Origin of the sequence: Streptomyces sp. NRRL B-1140 (genome assembly GCF_001280065.1) — a bacterium.
Lineage (GTDB): Bacteria > Actinomycetota > Actinomycetes > Streptomycetales > Streptomycetaceae > Streptomyces.
The window spans coordinates 119,156-135,090 of record NZ_LGEA01000002.1 but is presented as its reverse complement, the minus strand read 5'-3'; the positions used below and the strand labels follow the sequence as shown (position 1 = coordinate 135,090).

Below are 15,935 nucleotides of genomic sequence, written 5' to 3'. Positions count from 1 at the left end.
GGACTCCGGCCCCGCATGTCGGCCAGCCCGGAGGCGAAAACCCCGCCGGGCATCGGTGCGAGGAAACCCTGGGACTGGTGAGGCCGCATGCTGATGTGCCGCGTAGTCACCGATGCTCGATTCTTGAGCCCTGCGGGAGGCTTCCTCGCCCGGCGGCCGCACCTCGACCAGCCCGTCGCAACCCGGCAGGGCGTTCCGGGCGGGCTCACACCGTGAAGTGGCTGCGGACCTTCGCAGAGGTCGTGCGATCCGGGCTCACGATCGAGGAGGCGCGGCTGGAGCCCCTGCTCGCACTGCGTACGGCTGCCGGGGTGGCGATCGTCATCGGGCCGGCACTGTGGCTGGTCTCCCCTGCGTACGCCGCGTCCGCCGCGCTCGGTGCCTACTCCGCGGGTGCTGCCACCTTCCAGCGCACGTGGCGTCCGCGCAAGGTGATCGCGCTGGGTGCGGGTGCGGGTCTGGCGCTCAGCACCTTCGTGGGCTACCTGGCGGCGGGGCGACTCGTGACGTTCCTCCCGCTGCTGGCCGTATGGGCCTTTGCCGCGGGGATGGCGTGGGCCCTCGGATCGACCGCTGGGATCGTCGCGGCGACGACGGTCGGCAGCATGCTGGTGACCATCACCCTGCCCACCAGCATCGGGCGCGCTCTGGAACACGCCGGGGTCATCGCGCTCGGAGGCGTGGCGCAGGCCGTGCTGATCCTGCTGTTCCCGATCCGCCGCTGGGGGGCGCATCGGGACGCGCTGGCCGACGCGCTGGCCGCCGTGGCCGACCACGCCCGCCGGCTGCGGCACGACCCGACCGCCCCGTTCGACCCGGAGCCGCTGATGACGGCCCGGGACGCGGCCGCCGTGACGCCATCACAGGCCCGCACCCGGCCCCCCGTCCTCCACGGCCCCCGGGGCCTCGCCGAGCGCATTCTGCCGGTCGTCGCCGCGCTCGCCGACCCGGACGTCGGCGCCCCGGCGGAGGGATCCGGGCGGGACCGCGCACGGGAGTTGCTCGGCGCGGCCGCCGACGTCCTGGACGCGGCCGCCCGTTCGATCCGCCGCGGAACTCCCGCCCAAGTGCCGCCCGGGAGCGCGGACGTCTTGCGCGTCGACGAGGAGGGCGAGGTGCTGGAGGGGCCCGCCCGGCAGGCCGCCGAACGGCTCGTGGAACTGCTCGCCGAGGCGTTGGAGATCGCCGGCAGCGGCGGAGCGCGCGACAAGGGGCCTACGCCGCCGGGCCCCGGGAGCGCCCCGTTCCTGGTGCGCCCGACCATGTTCCGGCTGCTCCCGGTCGTCGTCCGGGCGGTGCGCGGTGAACTCCGCCTGGATTCGCCCGTGTTCCGGCACGCCGTCCGCCTGGCGGCGGTGGCCACGCTCGGCTACCTCATCGCTTCCCGGCTACCCGTGGGCCACGGCTACTGGGCGCCCATCGCCTCGGTGATGGTGATGCGGCCGGACTTCCACCGGACGTACGCGCGTGCGGTGGGCCGTCTCGCCGGGACCCTGGCGGGGGTCGCGCTCGCCACCGGGATGGTCCGGGCCCTGGGCCCGGACGCCCAGGTGTTCGGCGCGCTGGCGGTGGTCTCGGCGGCCCTGTCGTACACGCTGCTCCGTACCGGCTACGCCTACTCCCAGTGCTTCACTGCCGCGTACGTCGTCTTCCTGCTCGGCATGGGCGGCCAGGCATGGGAGCAGACGGTCCCGGAGCGGGTGGTGCTCACCCTGCTCGGCGGGGCCCTGGCCATGCTGGCGTACGTGGTGTTCCCCGCATGGGAGACCCCCCGGCTGCCGGATCGGCTCGCGGACTGGCTCGCCGCCGACGGCCGCTACGCGGCCACAGTGCTCCGCGGCTACGCCGAACCGACCCGGGAGCATCGAGCCGACATGCGCAGAGCCCTGCTGGCGAGCAGGGAGGCACGTGCCACCTGGCAGGACGCTTACGACCAGGCGAGGCAGGAACCGGTCCGCCCCAGGGGGCTGACGTCGCGCGAGGCGGAGGATGCGCAGGAGGCGCTCAAGGGGTTCGACCGGGCGGCGATGCTCATGGAGAGCCACGTCCCACGGGCCGACAGCCGTTTCGTCCCCGAGGCGGAGCGGTTCGCCGAGGCCTTGGAGGCGGACACCGCGCAAGCGGCAGACGACGTGCGCGAGCACAGGAATCCGGACTGGGGCCGAGTGGAGAAGGCACTCCACGCGTGGGAGGGCGCCAGAGGGGACCGGAGCCCGGTGCTGCGGCGCGGTGCGGAACTGCAGAAGAGGGCCTTGGACAACCTCGCGACAGCCGTAAGCCGCACACCCCTGGAACGAGACGTCGGCTCTGCTCGCGAGGAGCAACGGGTCCGGGCTGCCGGGGCCGCGGAAGCTGACGGATCGGGACCCCCGCAAGGGGGTGGGTGAAGGCTCCGGCGACGCGAAGCGCGGCGTCTCCTGGGGGGAAGTAGTCTCCCGGCGGCTTCGAGCGCCGCGACCGGCTCCTCGCGGTACGGCTCCTGGATAGACCAGATCACCGTCAGGTACGCCCCCCCCGGTGAGGTGCCCCGCGGACAGTACGGGGAGTGCCGCGACGACAAGGTGGATGCCGTCCTCGATGAGCTGTGGGAAGCCCTGTACCCCGGCCGCCCTCGATCTTCGGGAGAATGGGTCGTACATTCAGCATGCAGTGGATGCCCCCGCCCGCAGGCGCGGCGAGCTGCCGAACGGGTGGACGAGCGAATCCCTCCCTGTGCTGGCAGCCTGGGGGCAGCGCGAGGCGCGACATCACCGAGGGCCTACCAGGCGGCAGGACAAGGGTATGAGGCAGCCCGACTCGAACACGAAGGGCAGGAACGACGGCCCGTCCTGGCGCCGCCCCGGAGTCTGGCCTCCGAGACGGACCGGGACCTCGTCTCCAGCCAGCGGGAGGAACCGCGCCGCTCCAGCGCAGGGGCATCAGCTGTCAGAGACGGACACCGACGGCGCCCCTGGAGGCGAAGGAAGGACGGTGTGCTTCCAACTGGTTTCGCTGACCAGGCGGGTTGTCGTGGAACCGACCTCCATCACACCGGCGCCAGTACGACCCGAGATGCGGGACTGGTGCTCAGGGATCGGCCACTCTTGCTCTGCCACTCGACGCGTCCGCTGCGCCAGGCTCTGCCTGCGCGCCCTCGGCTGCTTCCGCCGGGTGCGCGAATGCGTGACGGCCTCCGCAGCGCGTCTTGCGCGTGCCGCCGGAGGCCGTCATAGCTGGTTGTTCAGTAGCCGACGGTGAAGCGTCGGTTGAGGTGGCGGGGGTTTTTATCTCGTCGACGAGAGCCGCGGCGTAGTCCTCGTAGGAGATGCGGGCCTGGCCGTCGTCGCCGACGACGGGGTGGTCGAGGCCGGTGCGGTGGTGGCCGGTGCGCGTGCCGGGGGCGAAGTGGACCGGGGGCGGGGACAGGTAGGTCCAGGTCACGTCGTCGCCGAGGGCGAGGTAGGCGTCGAGTGCGCGGATCTGGCCGATGGCGTAGGGCTTGAACTCCTCCGGGAAGCCGGGGGCGTCGAAGAACCGCACGCCCTCGCCGTTGAGGAGGCTCGCGCCACCGCCCATGTGGATGATGCGCGGGCCGGCCGGACCCAAGGCGCGGACGGCCGACGCGGCGGCGGAGACGGCGTTCGTGTAGAGGGCGGCGTCCGGGCCGCCGACGGTCAGCACGATCACTTCGGCGCCCTTGGCGAGGGCGGCGACGGAGTCGGGATCGGTGACGTCACCAGCAGCCGCCTGCACGCCATCGGGGAGGGCGGACAGAGCGTCGAGGTCGCGGGCGACGGCCGTGACCTCGTGGCCGCGGGCGGCGGCCTCGGCGACGACGCGGGAGCCGGCCTTTCCGGCGGCGCCGAAGACGGTGATCCTGCTCATGTTGGGGGTCCGTTTCACTGGAAAGGGCGATGGTCAGGCGTTGCCGGTACCGAAGAGGTACTGGTTGCCGATGTCGATCAGGAACGCGCCGCCGAAGCCGGGATGACGCGCCGTGATGGCCCGCTTGTACGCCTCGCCGTCGTCGCCGAGCAACTCGCCTGCGTCGGCGAGGTAGCGGCGCAGCCGGTCGAAGACCTCGGGGCCGGAGGGCAGGCCGTGGCCGGGCAGGACGGTGTCGTAGGCGGGGTCGGCGGCGAGTTGCTCGACGGCCTTTGTCCAGCCGGGTATGTCGTTGTTGCCGAGGAAGAGGTGGGTGGCGTGGTAGACGAGGTCCTGGGCGACCAGGACGCCCTGCTCGGGAAGCTTGATCACCAGCTCGTCCGGGGCCTCGCCGCCGTGATGGGCCTCGAAGACGAACGGGACGCCGTCGATGACCTGCGTGCCCGGCACGACCTCCATCGTTGGCGTCATGTCGGCCACCGGAATCACCGCCCCCGTCGGGTCCTGGCCGTCGCCCTGGGCCGCTATCTGCTCGCGTACCGCGGCCAGCGCGTGCACGGGGGCACCGAAGCGGGCGGCGCCGTGGAAGTGGTCCGGGTGGGCGTGGGTGATGATCACCCGGTCCAGCGGCTTGCCCAGGCCGCGAGCGTAGGCGACGACCTCGTCGGCGTAGGCCAGGGCGTACTGGGCGTCCACGGCGATTACACGCGCCGGGGTCTCGATCAGCTGGGTGGTGACGTTCAGGCTGTCATCGGGGGCCATGTAGCTGTGGATGCGCACCGCGCCCTTGTCGATGACCGTGATGGTGCCGTTCATGGCCTGTCTCCTCATGGTGGGTCGAGGTCCTTGTTCGTCCTCGCCTTCCACTGTCCGGGAAACGCCGCAGGCCAGCGAGGTACGATGGAGACGTGTCGTGGTCAGAAACGGACAGGACGGGCTATGGCAGGAGCCGTGCCCCCGAACCTGCGGGCGGGGAGGCCATCCCCGGGTTCGGCTTCAATCCGCCCAGCGCCCCGGTTCCCGGCATCGAGATCACCGACCTGGCCGCGCTGCAGGCCCGGGTCGCCGACGGCAGCCTGCAACGAGTCCACCGCGCCGACTTCCACTCCCTCACCCTGATCACCCAGGGCAGTGCCGAGCACACCGTCGACTTCGTCGCATACCCATGCCGGCCCGGCACCCTGCTGTGGATCCGCCCCGGCCAGGTGCAACGCCTGGCCGGACCCGGCCTGATGAACGGCACGCACCTGCTGTTCACCCCCGCCTTCCCGGAAACCACCGCAGCGGCCAGCCGGAACTGGAACGCTCCTACGCCACCACCCGGCGCGCCGAGGACTACGCCGACCGCCTCGGCTACACCGTCAAGACCCTCACCCGCGCTTGCCAGGCAGCCACCGGACGATCGGTCAAACACGTCATCGACGCCCGCGTAGCCCTCCAGGCGCAGCGGCTCCTCGCCCACACCGACGAACCCGTCGCCACCATCGCCCGCCGCCTCGGCTTCTCCGAACCCACCAACTTCGGAAAGTTCTTCACCCGCCATACCGGTACCACCCCTGGTGACTTCCGCCGCACCCAGCAGGCCATCGCCGCAGCCCCGGGCGAAGACAGCTGACAGCACTACGTCCGCAGTACGTAGACCCGGCAACCAAGTGGGGAGCGAGAGCAACCCTGAGGATTTTCACGGATCCGCTCAGCGCCTGTGAACAAACCGCCGTCCGCCCGAAGGGCGGAAGCACCGGACGCCGCTGCGCGCAGACGAATCGTTCACAGGCCCTCACCGAAGGATGACGCTCACACCTCGTTCCTCGAAGATCTCCAGTAGGAGGTCGAACAGCACGAGCTCGCGATCGCCGACGGGCACGCGCTCTGCCAACCGCGTCCGAGCCTCGGCTGAGGAGTCCCAGCGCAAGGTAAACGGAGTGGTCGCGCCCCAGCCGCGGTGAACACCTGGCCTGCAGGCGCATCGGGCTTCCCCTGGCGTTGGTACTCCCGGGACCACAGGGCCACCGACAGCCACGTGAGTCGGTCCTTGGGCGCGAGTTCGTGCCACATTCCGGTGTGGTTCAGGTGACCGGTGCGGATCAGCTCCCACGGTCGTTCCGCTCCGGGCAGGGGGTTCTCGCACCACCGCGTCACCGTGAGGTCGACGAGGCCGGCACCGCCGGCGGAGGGCTTGACGTCGATGACGGTGACCTCGTTGACGAAGTAGGACCCCATGGTGGCACCGTCACCGTCGAGGAGCTCGAACCAGGCGTTCCCCGCCACGGCGCGACGACTGCCGACGTGGTCAACGCACCTCTGCAGGGCGCCCTGCGGGAGGCAACCCGCGAGGTGCACTCGGCGCGCGCCCTCCTCACCCGGCAGGGGCGTGAACAGCCCCTCGGCCGCGTGAGCGAAGCCCCAGAAATCGCTGTCGCCCTTATCCGAGGTCAGCGCGTACTTCTTCACCTCACTGAAGCTTCGAGGTTCGCTGCGATGTCGGCAGCGGCGCTACAGGCGAGCGCCCCGTACATCTGTCCGGGAGAACTCGTGACGCGCGGGATCGGCACGATTACGCAAACCGCTGCGACGGGGGTGTCGCCCACAAGCACTGGGGCGCTGACAGAGCCGACTCCGACGGTTCGCTGGGAGACCGACTCGACCCAGCCTTCGGAGCGGACTGTGCCGAGTAGGGCCGCTGCCGCCGACCCGCCGTCGGAGAAGGGGAGACGGCTGCCCACCGGAAGGCTGACTCGCAGCTCGGTCTCGGCCTCCGCGCTCGCGGTACACACTCGGAACTCGCCCCGGGCGACCCAGAGCTGTGATGTCTCGTTGATGTGACGGGTCAGGCGCGCCAGCACGGGTTGCGCGTGCTCGGTCATGCGCGAGGTCAGGAAGCGTGGCCCGAGGTAGAACCGGCCGTCGGCGGCGCGCTGCAAGAGCCCGTGTGCAACCAGGGCGCCGGCCAGTCGATGTGCCGTTGGCACGGTCATGCCCAATACGCGGGCGATCTCGCTCCCGGACGACGGAGTACGCTCACACAGGTCGACGATGGCCATTCCCTTGTCGAGGACGCCGACGCCGGTCTCCACGCCTGTAGTCACATGATGACTGTAAACTCTCACCATTTGAGAATCAAATCCCAGTGTTCAACACTGGCTCACCCGAGAGCAGGGCCGCGGTCGACACGGCACGTCCCGCCACGGCGAGGCCCGGAGAATGCTGCAGCGTTCTCGGGCTGATGCGGGGTCAGGCTGAGGTGGGGAGCACGATCGTGACCCAGGCCAGCAGCGGCGCGACTACGACGATGTAGCCGCAGTAGCGCAGCATCTGGCGCTGGAACCGCTTCGTGTCCTCGACCTGTGCGCTGGCGAGCACGATGACGCCGTTGGTGGAGAAAGGGCTGACGTCGACCACGGTGGCGCAGAAGGCGAGTGCGACCACGAAGCCCACAGCGCCGAGCTCGCCGCCGGCCAGCAGCGGCGCGGCCAGTGGCAGCGAGATCAGGATGATGCCGAAGGAGGAGCCGACGGCGGAGATGAGGCCGACGGCGACGAGCATGACCAAGGCGGTCAGCACCGGCCACGGGATTTCGATGGCCTTCTGGCCCACGTAGGCCAGAGTGCCGTTTTCGGTAAGAACGCCCATGTAGGTCACGATGCCGCAGACCAGGAGCACCGCCGGCCATGAGATCGCTTTCATCGCGGGCTCCACGGTCTTGGGCGAAGCCAGCAGCAGCAACGCGCCGAGACAGACGGACGTGACGCCGACGTCGATCCCCAGGAGGGCGGCCACGAGCAGCCCTCCGATGGACGCGAAGGTGAGCGAGTTCTCGACGGTCGGGCGGGTGCCCGCGGCCTTGCCTATGACGGGATCGGTGACCAGCGTGGCGGGGCGGGGCCGGGTGACGGTGGCACCGGCGACAGGCGTGCGGGGTGCGGGCATGCCGTCGGCGCCAGGGGTGCCATCGCTGGCGGCGACCGGGTCCTCGGCGCCGACCGGGCCGGTGGCCCGGAGCAGAGAGCGGCCGCGGACGAGGAACAGCACCGCGGCCAGGCACAGGTTGAGCGCGAACGGCACGATGAACAACAGGACCGGGGAGACGTCGATGCCCTGGTCCTGGGTCAGCTCCCCGATGCCGACCGAGTAGACGGTGACCGGAGAGAACGCGGCACCGAGGGCGCCGTGGCTGAGCATCATGCCCATCAGCAGCGGGTCGATGCCGTACTTCTTGGCCAAGGGCATGGCGATCGGGGCGAGCATGCCGACGGCCAGCACGGATCCGAGCGCCATGAGCGCTGCGGCGAGCATGAACATCAGCCAGACGATCGCCCACGGCTTGCCGCGGACGAGCTTGAGTGCGGCCTCCATGATCAGGTCGATCGTTCCGTTGGCCCGGGCGATGCCGAACAGCAGCGTGATGCCGAACACGACGAGGAACATGTCGCCGGGGAAGAAGGCCTGGATGTCCTCGATGGAGATTCCGGACACCCAGCCGCCGACGATGAAGGCGGCGGCGAAGCCCAGGATGCCCATGTTGATGGGCCGGATGGTGGCGATCGCGAAGACGGCGACCAGGGCCGCTATGGAGATCAGGTAGGTGGTCATGACGTCCTCACTGGGTTGGCCGCACGGGAAGCCGGTCGCCGCGGACAAGGGACTGCTGGACCAGCTGGGCAGTGCCGGCCAGCTTGGACACGTCGACTCCGGTGTGCACGCCGCGTGCGTGGAGGTGCGCGACCAGTGCCTCGGTCGCGAGGTTCCCGTGCGCGCCGGGCGCGAACGGGCAGCCGCCGTAGCCGCCGACGGCGCTGTCGAAGTGCCGGATCCCGAGCTCCAGGGCGGCGTCGACGGTGTCGAGGGCCTGGTCCTTGGCGTTGTGCAGGTGCAGGCCCAGCTCCACGTCCGGCAGGGCCTGCTGGACCGCGGCGACAGAGGTTGCGACCTGCTCGGGTGTCGCAATCCCGAGGGTGTCGGCCAGCCCGACTCGCTCGACGCCGATGCCGGCGACTCGCGCGACGACCTCGACGAGCCGGGCGGCCGGGACCGGGCCGTCGAACGGGCAGACGAAGGCGGTGGAGACGCCCGCGATGAACGCGGTGCCGGGGTGCTCGGCGACCGCTGCGGCCAGTTCGTCGATGGCCTGGTCGACGTCGCGGCCCGCGTTGGCGCGGCTGTGGCCACTGCTGGCGGAGGCAACGACCTCGACGACCTCCACTCCGCTGGCTGCGGCCCGGTGGACTCCCTTGGCGTTGAGGGCGAGCGCGAGGCGACGCGCCCCGAGGCCACGGGTGCCGTCGACGACGTCGCCGGCGTCAGCCATCTGGGGCACACGTGCGGGGTTGACGAAGGAGGCGACCTCGAAGGTGGTGATGCCGGCGTCGACCAGTGCCTGGGCGATGGCGATTTTGTCGCGGGTGGCCACGACGGCGTCCTCGTCCTGGAGCCCGTCGCGCAGCACCACGTCGGTGACTTCCACGTTCATCTCAGATCACCCCTGCCTGGGCGAGTCGGTCCAGCTCGTCGTCGCTGAGCCCGAGTCCTGACAGCACTTCGTACGTGTGCTGGCCGAGGGCCGGGCCGGCGGTGCGGACCTCGCCCGGGGTGCGGGAGAAGCGGGGAACGATGGCGGGCATGGTGAGGGTGCCGAGGGCGGGGTGCTCGACCTCGATCAGGCTTTCGCGCTGCCGGACGTGCGGATCGGCGAAGACGTCGGCCATGGTGTTGACCCGGCTCACCGGGACCCCGGCGTCGTCGCACGCCTTCTGCAGCTCCTCGCCGGTCCGGGCGCCGAACCAGTCGGTAACGATGCCGTTGACCGCCTCGCGGTTGAGCACCCGGTCGCGGTTGGTGCGGTAGCGGGGGTCGGTGGTCATGTCCTCGCGGCCCATCAGCGCGGCGAGGCGGTTGAAGGTCTTGTCGGTGCTGGTGGAGAGCACCATCCACACGTCGTCCGATGCCTGGAACAGCCCGCAGGGGACGGTCGCGGGAACCTGGTTGCCTTGGCGCTCATGCACGGTGCCCAGGCGGTCGTACTGGGTGACGAACGCTTCGAGGAACCGCAATACCGACTCGTACAGCGCGACATCGACCTCCTGCCCTTCGCCGCCGAGAGCGTCGCGGTGATAGAGCGCCGACATGGTTCCGAAGGCGGCGAAGAGACCCGCGACGTAGTCGACGAGGTTGATCGGAGGGAGCACCGGTGGCCCGTCGGGAAATCCGGTGCTGTGCACATAGCCGCTGAACGCGGTGGCCGGAGTGCCGAAGCCGGGCATCGGCGCGTACGGTCCGGACTGTCCGTAGCCGCTCACGCGCGTGACCACGAGGTCGGGGTTGGCCTGGCGCAGCGTCTCGACATCGAGGCCCCAGCGGTCGAGCGTGCCGGGGCGGAAGTTCTCCAGCAGTACGTCGTGCTCGGCAACGAGCCGCAGGAAGAGGTCGCGGCCCTCGTCCTGGCGGAGATCGAGCGTGATCGACCGCTTGTTGCGAGCCAGCGACGCCCACAGCAGTGACTCCTCGCCGTCGAACGGCTGCAGGCCGCGCAGCGGGTCCCCGACCGAAGGAACCTCGATCTTGACGACGTCCGCTCCGAGATCACCGAGCAGGGCGGCAGCGAAGGGCGCCGCGAACACGTTGCCGGCGTCGAGCACCTTGAGGCCTGTCAGAGGGCCACGGCTGGAGGAGCCTGGCGGTGGTGAAGTGGGAATCATCAGCCATCCGTTCTCATGTTCTGGCTATGCGCTCTCAAATGTTGAGAGTGCGGACACCGTAGGGTGGCGCTTCAATCCCTGACAACCCCTTGGACCGAGAATCGGGTACTGGTCGGTAGTCCCGGCCTTCAGGTCCTGCGGTAGGCCGGCGCGCGGCCCGGCCGGGTCGGGGTGGCGGTGCGCAGCAGCGGAAGAATGCGCGGGGGGACCAGGACAGAGAGCACCATCACGCTGGTCGATCGGACGACCGAGGCGGACCGGTTCAGCCTGACCAGCGTGGCCTGCAGCTCTTGGTGCGAAGGTGTGGCCACCTTGCACAGCACGTCGGAAGAGCCTGTGGTGACGTATGCCTCGAGGACGTGCGGGATGCCCTCAAGGTCGGCGGCCACATCGTCCAACGCCCCCTGGGCGATCTCGAGGGTCACGAACGCCTGGACCGGGAATCCGGCCGCTGCGGCATCCACCGAGGGGTCCCAGTCGCTGATCACGCCCGTCTCCGTCAGTCGCCTCAACCGGCTCTGAACCGTGGCCCGCGCGACCTTGGTCAGGCGCGAGAGCTCCAGATCGCCCACGCGGGGGTTCTCGGAGAGGGCGGTGAGGAGTGCCACGTCGAGCTCATCCAGTTCGCAGTTCGCGTCATTCATGGCGCAAAGGTAGCCATTTTGACTAGCTGCGGTCGCCTCTGCCGGGCTCAACTGGTCACCTTGCCCACTTCGGAGTGGGCACATTGCAGAGTTCTCAAAGTGTGGTGTCTGCTTCTCACGACGTTCTGGACGAAAGGACCTCGACCATGTCGCTGAAGGACACGCTGACCAACGAGGAGCGGCTCGCCGAGCTCGACCTCGACACCCTCAAGCAGCTCGTCGGCCTCGTCGAGTACGACGCCGGAAACGATCCGTTCCCGGTCACCGGCTGGGACGCGGCGGTGTGGGCCGTCGGGAACGCCACCCAGGCCGCGCGCTTCTTCCAGTCCGCCTTCGGCATGGAGCTCGTGGCCTACTCCGGTCCGGAGACCGGCGAACGCGACCACATGGCCTACGTGCTCAAGTCCGGCGCGGTCCGGTTCGTGTTCAAGGGCGGCGTCCATCCGTCGAGCCCGATCATCGCCCACCACGCCAAGCACGGCGACGGCATCATCGACATCGCTCTCGAGGTGCCCGACGTCGACAAGTGCATCGAGCACGCGCGCTCGGTGGGTGCCACCGTCCTCGAAGAGCCGCACGACGTCTCCGACGAGCACGGCACCGTGCGGACGGCCGCGATCGCGACGTACGGCGAGACCCGGCACACGCTGGTCGACCGGTCGAACTACGCCGGCCCGTACCTGCCCGGGTACGTCGCCCGCACCTCGTCCTACCAGAAGCGCGAGGGTGCCCCGAAGCGGATCTTCCAGGCATTGGACCACATCGTCGGCAATGTCGAGCTCGGCCGAATGGACGAGTGGGTCGAGTTCTACAACAAGGTGCTCGGCTTCACGAACATGGCCGAGTTCATCGGTGACGACATCGCCACCGACTACTCCGCACTGATGTCGAAGGTGGTCGCGTCCGGCAACCACCGGGTGAAGTTCCCGCTCAACGAGCCCGCGATCGCGCAGAAGAAGAGCCAGATCGACGAGTACCTGGAGTTCTACGACGGTCCTGGCGCCCAGCACCTGGCCCTGGCGACCAACGACATCCTCCGCACCGTCGACGAGCTGCGCCGCGAGGGTATCGAGTTCCTCAACACCCCGGACTCCTACTACGAGGACCCCGAACTCCGCGCCCGGATCGGTGAAGTGCGGGTCCCGATCGAAGAGCTGCAGAAGCGCGGCATCCTGGTCGACCGTGACGAGGACGGTTACCTGCTCCAGATCTTCACCAAGCCCCTGGGCGACCGGCCGACGGTGTTCTTCGAGTTCATCGAGCGGCACGGCTCGCTGGGCTTCGGCAAGGGCAACTTCAAGGCCCTGTTCGAGGCCATCGAGCGCGAGCAGGACCGACGCGGCAACCTCTGACCGCGGTCACCCCAGGAAGGCAGGCCGCCATGGCCCATTACCAGCGCAACGGGAAGATCCCACCGAAGCGGCACACCCAGTTCCGTGATCCGGCCGGCAACCTGTACTACGAGGAACTGATGGGCGAGGAGGGCTTCTCCTCCGACTCCTCGCTGCTCTACCACGTCAACGTACCCTCGGCGATCGCCGGTGCCCGCACCTGGGAGCTGCCCGACCAGACCACAGTGCCGAACGCGCCGCTGACCCCACGGCACCTGAGGCTGCACGAACTGTTTACCGGCCAGGAGTGGAAGTCCACCGACGCGGTCACCGGCCGGCGTCTGGTGCTCGGCAACGGGGATGTGCGGATCGGCTACGCGGCGGTCGGTGAGACCTCGCCGCTGTACCGCAACGCGACCGGTGACGAGTGCGTGTACGTCGAGTCCGGCACCGGCACCGTGGAGACGGTCTTCGGTGACCTAAACGTCGGGCAGGGCGACTACGTGATCCTGCCCCGGGCCACCACTCACCGCTGGGTACCGTCCGGCGACGGTCCGCTGCGGCTGTACGCGATCGAGGCCAACAGCCATATCGCCCCGCCCAAGCGGTACCTCTCGCGGTACGGCCAGTTCCTGGAGCACGCGCCCTACTGCGAGCGGGACCTGCGCACCCCCACCACGCCGCGCGTGGTCGAGGAGCAGGACGTGGAGGTCTACGTCAAGCACCGCGGAACGGGCCCCGGAGGCCTGGCCGGGACGGTGCACGTGGTGCCCCGGCACCCGTTCGACGTGGTCGGCTGGGACGGCTGCCTGTACCCGTACGCGTTCAACATCGCCGACTACGAACCGATCACCGGCCGGGTCCACCAGCCGCCGCCGGTGCACCAGGTCTTCGAGGGCCGCAACTTCGTGATCTGCAACTTCGTGCCCCGCAAGGTCGACTACCACCCGCTGGCAGTGCCGGTGCCGTACTACCACGCCAACGTCGACTCCGACGAGGTCATGTTCTACGTCGGCGGCGACTACGAGGCCCGCAAGGGGTCCGGCATCAACGTCGGATCGGTCTCTCTGCACCCCGGTGGCCACTCGCACGGCCCGCAGCCAGGCGCCGTCGAGGCCGGCGTCGGGGCCGAGGAGTTCGACGAGCTCGCGGTGATGGTGGACACCTTCCGTCCGCTCGACCTCGGCGAGGGGGGCCGCGCCACCGACGACGGGGTCTACGCCTGGTCGTGGGCAGGACGGGGTACGGACGCATGACCGCACGCCGGCACGCCAGCGAGTGGGCGCCCGTGGGCACGGCATGGTTCCAAGGCCTGTTCGACGACGCCGCGCTCTTCCCGCCCGGCAATGCCGCGATGGCCGATGCGGTGGAGGGGCACCTGGCCTGGAAGGCATCGACGCAGGCGGCGTACGTGGGGGCGTTCGTCTGTTCCGACGCCCGCTGGCCGGAACTGGTGAAGCACCTGCCCACCGCTTCCCGGATCAAGGCCTCGGTAACCGTGCCCGGCGGCATGGACGGACTGTCCGCGGCCGTCGCTGCCGCCTCGGACACCCCGAAGGCGACGCTCGTCGCCGTCGAGGTCCCGCTGCTGCGCGGGCAGCGCGTCGCCGCGCTCATCACGCAGCTGGATCGCGAACTGCCCGCCCACGCGACGGGCTACCTCGAGGTCCCCGTCAGCGAAGTCGACCACGCCCTGTGCCGCACCCTGGCACTCACCCGCCACCACCTGAAACTACGCACCGGCGGAACCACGGCCACGGCCTTCCCGGCCGAGTACGAGCTCGCCGCGGCCATCGGTAACGCCGTCCGCAGCCGGCTGTCGTTCAAGCTCACCGCCGGCCTGCATCACGCTGTCCGCCACCGCGACCCTGTCACCGGGTTCGAGCACCACGGATTCCTCAACGTCCTGCTGGCGACCTCGGCCGCCCTGGCCGGCAGCCCCACCTCGTCCGTCGCCTCGATCCTCGCCGACCGCAACCCGGCCTCGGTCGCCGAGGCAGTCCGCCGACTCGACGTCGAAACCACCCACTCCGTGCGCCGCCAGTTCGAGTCGTTCGGCACGTGCAGCATCGACGAGCCACTCGACGACCTGACCGCGTTGGGCCTGATCAAGGAGACCCGACCATGACCGTCGACACCCGCCCCCACACCACCGTCGGCCGGACCTGGCTGGAACTGCCGGACGACCACCCGTTCGGAATCCAGACCCTCCCGTACGGCGCGTTCACCACCTCCGCCGGCGACACCAGGGTGGGCGTCCGCATCGGCGACCAGGTCCTGGACCTCACTGCCGCGTCCGCGCGACTGGATCCCGCCCACGCCGCCCTGTTCGCCGCCGGCACCCTGGACCGACTGCTCGCCGCCGGACCCGACGCCTGGACCCGCACCCGAGCCACCCTCACCGACTGGCTCACCGACCCGACCCGCCGTAAGGACCTCGAGCCGCTGCTCGTCGCCGTCGACGAAGCCACGATGGTCCTGCCGTTCACGGTCGCCGACTACGTGGACTTCTACGCCTCGGAGCACCACGCCACCAACCTCGGCAACCTGTTCCGGCCCGGCCAGCCCCCGCTGCCTCCCAACTGGAAGCACCTCCCCATCGGCTACCACGGACGCGCCGGCACCGTGGTCGTCTCCGGCACCCCCGTCATCCGACCGCAGGGCCAGCGCCGCACCCCGGACGGCGACGTGGTCTTCGGCCCGTCGGCCCGGCTCGACATCGAGGCCGAGCTCGGCTTCGTAGTCGGCACCCCGAGCACTCTCGGCCGGCCGGTCGACCTCGCCGCCTTTCCCGAGCACGTCTTCGGCGTCTGCCTGGTCAACGACTGGTCCGCCCGCGACATCCAGGCATGGGAGTACGCCCCGCTCGGCCCGTTCCTCGGCAAGTCCTTCGCCACCTCCGCCGCACCGTGGATCGTGCCCCTCGCCGCACTGGAGGCCGCACGCGTGGCGCCGCCCGCCCGGCACCCCCGGCCGCTGCCGTACCTGGACGACACCGACGCTGACCCCTGGGGCCTCGACATCCGGCTCGAAGTCTCGCTCAACGGCCACGTCGTCTCCCGGCCTCCGTTCGCGTCGATGTACTGGACCGCCGCCCAGCAGCTGGCGCACATGACCATCAACGGAGCCTCCCTGCGTACCGGTGACCTCTTCGCATCCGGCACCATCAGCGGACCCCAAGCCACCGAACGCGGCTCCTTCATCGAGCTCACCTGGGCAGGCAACGAACCTCTGCAGCTGCCGGACGGCAGCACCCGCACCTTCCTTGAAGACCACGACGAGGTGATGATCACCGCGACCGCACCTGGGCCCGGCGGCACCACTCTCGGACTCGGCGAGGTTCGCGGCCGGATCGCCCCGACACACGGAAGTGACTGACATGGACAAGAGCCTGTCCTCCGCGG

General features: G+C 70.0%; 13 protein-coding genes and 1 pseudogene. 6 read left to right on the top strand and 8 right to left on the bottom strand.

The window, feature by feature from the left end:
- Nucleotides 1-212 precede the first annotated feature (212 nt).
- Nucleotides 213-2,387, top strand: a complete 2,175-nt coding sequence (locus ADK65_RS02565; RefSeq protein WP_053668126.1) for an FUSC family protein — start codon at nt 213-215, stop codon at nt 2,385-2,387.
- 679 nt (nt 2,388-3,066) lie between these two features.
- On the opposite strand, the gene ADK65_RS02560 is transcribed toward ADK65_RS02565, so the two are convergent.
- Complete coding sequence (locus tag ADK65_RS02560; protein WP_234352777.1) at nt 3,067-3,864, bottom strand: NAD(P)-dependent oxidoreductase; 798 nt, start codon at nt 3,862-3,864, stop codon at nt 3,067-3,069.
- A gap of 33 nt (nt 3,865-3,897) precedes the next feature.
- Nucleotides 3,898-4,680, bottom strand: coding sequence for an MBL fold metallo-hydrolase (locus ADK65_RS02555; protein WP_078955773.1), 783 nt, complete (start codon nt 4,678-4,680; stop codon nt 3,898-3,900).
- Between the two features lie 164 nt (nt 4,681-4,844).
- On the opposite strand from ADK65_RS02555, the pseudogene ADK65_RS02550 reads away from it, so the two are divergent.
- Nucleotides 4,845-5,479: pseudogene (locus ADK65_RS02550) on the top strand (helix-turn-helix domain-containing protein).
- Between the two features lie 179 nt (nt 5,480-5,658).
- Here the strand turns inward: ADK65_RS02550 and ADK65_RS02545 are convergent.
- The 6 genes from ADK65_RS02545 to ADK65_RS02520 form a co-directional block, all read right to left on the bottom strand.
- Nucleotides 5,659-6,315: a hypothetical protein gene (locus ADK65_RS02545; RefSeq protein WP_234352776.1), complete on the bottom strand. Its 657-nt coding sequence runs from the start codon at nt 6,313-6,315 to the stop codon at nt 5,659-5,661.
- The gene (locus ADK65_RS02540; RefSeq protein WP_199825557.1) at nt 6,312-6,950 is read right to left on the bottom strand and encodes an IclR family transcriptional regulator; all 639 of its coding nucleotides are present in this window, start codon (nt 6,948-6,950) and stop codon (nt 6,312-6,314) included. Before ADK65_RS02540 ends, ADK65_RS02545 begins: the two co-directional genes overlap by 4 nt.
- A 145-nt stretch (nt 6,951-7,095) precedes the next feature.
- Entirely contained in the window at nt 7,096-8,454 is a 1,359-nt protein-coding gene (locus ADK65_RS02535) for an SLC13 family permease (RefSeq protein WP_053668123.1), read from the bottom strand.
- A 7-nt stretch (nt 8,455-8,461) separates the two neighbouring features.
- Nucleotides 8,462-9,331 carry a hydroxymethylglutaryl-CoA lyase gene (locus tag ADK65_RS02530; RefSeq protein ID WP_053668122.1) on the bottom strand — a complete coding sequence of 290 codons (870 nt, stop codon included), beginning with the start codon at nt 9,329-9,331 and terminating at the stop codon, nt 8,462-8,464.
- Between the two features lies 1 nt (nt 9,332).
- Nucleotides 9,333-10,556 carry a CaiB/BaiF CoA transferase family protein gene (locus ADK65_RS02525; RefSeq protein WP_033309581.1) on the bottom strand — a complete coding sequence of 408 codons (1,224 nt, stop codon included), beginning with the start codon at nt 10,554-10,556 and terminating at the stop codon, nt 9,333-9,335.
- Between the two features lie 128 nt (nt 10,557-10,684).
- Complete coding sequence (locus ADK65_RS02520) at nt 10,685-11,200, bottom strand: Lrp/AsnC family transcriptional regulator (RefSeq protein ID WP_033309580.1); 516 nt, start codon at nt 11,198-11,200, stop codon at nt 10,685-10,687.
- Nucleotides 11,201-11,346: 146 nt separating this feature from the next.
- Here ADK65_RS02520 and hppD point away from each other — a divergent pair, with 146 nt between their 5' ends.
- The 4 genes from hppD to fahA are packed head-to-tail and all read left to right on the top strand — an operon-like array spanning nt 11,347 to nt 15,909.
- Nucleotides 11,347-12,552 (top strand): 4-hydroxyphenylpyruvate dioxygenase, encoded by a 1,206-nt coding sequence (gene hppD, locus ADK65_RS02515; RefSeq protein WP_033309579.1) that lies wholly within the window; start codon nt 11,347-11,349, stop codon nt 12,550-12,552.
- A gap of 29 nt (nt 12,553-12,581) precedes the next feature.
- Nucleotides 12,582-13,787 (top strand): homogentisate 1,2-dioxygenase, encoded by a 1,206-nt coding sequence (locus ADK65_RS02510; RefSeq protein WP_053668121.1) that lies wholly within the window; start codon nt 12,582-12,584, stop codon nt 13,785-13,787.
- Entirely contained in the window at nt 13,784-14,659 is an 876-nt protein-coding gene (locus ADK65_RS02505) for a hypothetical protein (RefSeq protein WP_053668120.1), read from the top strand. Before ADK65_RS02510 ends, ADK65_RS02505 begins: the two co-directional genes overlap by 4 nt.
- Nucleotides 14,656-15,909, top strand: a complete 1,254-nt coding sequence (fahA, locus tag ADK65_RS02500; protein WP_053668119.1) for a fumarylacetoacetase — start codon at nt 14,656-14,658, stop codon at nt 15,907-15,909. The genes ADK65_RS02505 and fahA overlap by 4 nt, the downstream gene beginning before the upstream one ends.
- Nucleotides 15,910-15,935 lie beyond the last annotated feature (26 nt).